This window comes from Shewanella sp. N2AIL (assembly GCF_022690845.1).
GTDB classification, from domain to species: Bacteria; Pseudomonadota; Gammaproteobacteria; order Enterobacterales; family Shewanellaceae; genus Shewanella; species Shewanella baltica.
In genome coordinates, this window is sequence record NZ_JALBYT010000102.1 from 1 (window position 1) to 335 (window position 335).

Here is a 335-nt window from a genome sequence, read left to right on the forward strand (position 1 = left end):
TTACTCACCCGTCCGCCGCTCGCCACCTCAGGAGTAAACTCCCTTGTGCTGCCGCTCGACTTGCATGTGTTAGGCCTGCCGCCAGCGTTCAATCTGAGCCATGATCAAACTCTTCAATTAAAGTTTTGTTGTTTGACTTAGGTCAAACGGCTCAATGAATTCTGATTTTTTGTTTCCACTTAAAAGCAGAAACAAACTGTACATATTACTATGAACACTCATTGTTACATTGATTTAAATTTTTGACTGCCAACCCGAAGGTTAAGCAGTTTCGATTAACTCAACACCTGTGAGTGTCCACACAGATTTCTTGTTTTATCTTGTTAAAGAGCAAC

General features: G+C 41.5%; 1 rRNA gene. It reads right to left on the reverse strand.

Annotation, left to right across the window (positions count from 1 at the left end):
* Positions 1-120: ribosomal RNA gene (locus tag MO387_RS20915) — 16S ribosomal RNA — on the reverse strand; the annotation flags it as partial.
* Positions 121-335: the final 215 nt, after the last annotated feature.